The 1,625-nt window shown below is 55.0% G+C and carries 1 protein-coding gene; it reads left to right on the forward strand.

What is annotated here, in order from left to right; genetic code table 11:
* The first annotated feature begins 124 nt into the window (after positions 1-124).
* Positions 125-1,603, forward strand: a complete 1,479-nt coding sequence (locus tag B5M42_RS24950) for an IS5 family transposase (protein WP_134757844.1) — start codon at positions 125-127, stop codon at positions 1,601-1,603.
* Positions 1,604-1,625: the final 22 nt, after the last annotated feature.

Genomic DNA, 1,625 nt, shown 5'->3' on the forward strand with positions numbered 1-1,625 from the left:
TAGGTCTTGCTGAACGATCAAAAAATCCAATAATGACAAGGGTTTGAGGCACATTTCGTCGAATTCATAAGCAAGGAAATCGTTGTGATACGATGAAAAACCGTGCACATGGAGGATGAGGATCATGTACCAATCGTACGCCCATGAGGAAAACCAGTTGTTGCTGCCGAGCGAGTTCTTCTTGCCTTTCGGCGGTCGGCTGAATCCGGACAATCGCTGGATCAAGCTTGCCCAACTGGTGCCGTGGGCGCGGGTGGATCGCAAGTACGCGAAATCGTTCCGGAAATCGTTCCGCGGCCAAAAGGCGATCTCGATTCGGATGGCACTGGGTGCCTTGATCATTCAGGAAAGACTGCAACAGTCCGATCGGGAGACGGTCGAGACGATCGTCGAGAATCCGTATCTCCAATACTTCCTTGGCTTGGCGGGCTATCAGGATCGACCGCCGTTTCATCATTCGCTCATGACGCATTTCCGTAAGCGCCTGGGTGAGGATGTGATCACGGAAGTGAACGAATGGATCGCCGTGGAAGCGGCGAAGGCAGAAGATGAACGCGATGATGACGATGACAGGAAACCCTCCTCAACCGGCGGTCGAGGCGGAAAGCGCAAACACGCGGAACCAGACCCGAACCAAGGGACGTTGCTGCTGGATGCGACCTGTGCGCCTGCCGACATCGCCTATCCGACGGACATCACCTTATTGAACGAGGCTCGCGAGAAGCTGGAAACGATCATCGATGTGTTGCACGAATCGAACGTGGGTCATCGCCCCAAACCGCGCACGTACCGGGAGAAGGCGCGTCGCGCCTACCTGGCTCTGGCTAAACAGCGACGAATCGGGTATCGCGTCCTGCGACGGGGAATCGGCAAGCAGCTCGCTTTTATCCAGCGAGACCTTCGCATCATCGAAGAACTGGCAGCGGTCACACCGCTTACAGCGCTCAGCAGACGGCAGTACAAGCAACTGCTCGTCATAGGGGAGTTGTATCGTCAGCAGCGACATATGCATACGAAGCGAGTCCATCATGTGGAGGAACGCATCGTCAGCATTCATCAACCGCATATTCGTCCGATCGTTCGGGGGAAAGCCAAAGCGAAAGTCGAATTCGGAGCGAAGGTGTCCGTTAGCATGGTGCAGGGATTTGCCTTCCTGGAGCGCCGTCAATGGGACAATTTCAACGAAGGCATCACCTTGATCGAATCCGTAGAGACGTACAAAGCTCGGTTCGGCGTCTATCCGAAAGAAGTGCTGGCCGATCAAATCTACCGAAACCGGGAGAACCGCGCGTACTGCAAAGAACGCGGCATTCGACTCAGTGGACCTCCGCTCGGCCGACCGTCCAAGCAGGCGGATACAGCGGAGATGAAGCGAATCGCCAAGCTGGATGCAGGCGGGCGCAATGCGATTGAAGGCAAGTTTGGCGAAGGAAAACGAAAATATGGACTGAACCGAATCCGGGCGCGACTCGAGCAAACGAGCGGGACCGTCATCGCCATGCAGTTCCTCGTGATGAACTTGGAACGCCGCTTGCGGCTTTTTTTCGTCTTCATGTTCAACATGCTGCTGAATCGTACCGCCTACAGGCGATTTGCTCTGTAATGTTTCGTTCAGCAAGCCCTAA

Source organism: Paenibacillus athensensis (genome assembly GCF_004514475.2).
GTDB classification, from domain to species: Bacteria; Bacillota; Bacilli; order Paenibacillales; family NBRC-103111; genus Paenibacillus_AL; species Paenibacillus_AL athensensis.

Excerpts from the sequence above, each read along its gene's own strand:
- B5M42_RS24950 (WP_134757844.1), top strand. The coding sequence starts at position 125 with ATGTACCAATCGTACGCCCATGAGGAAAACCAGTTGTTGCTGCCGAGC.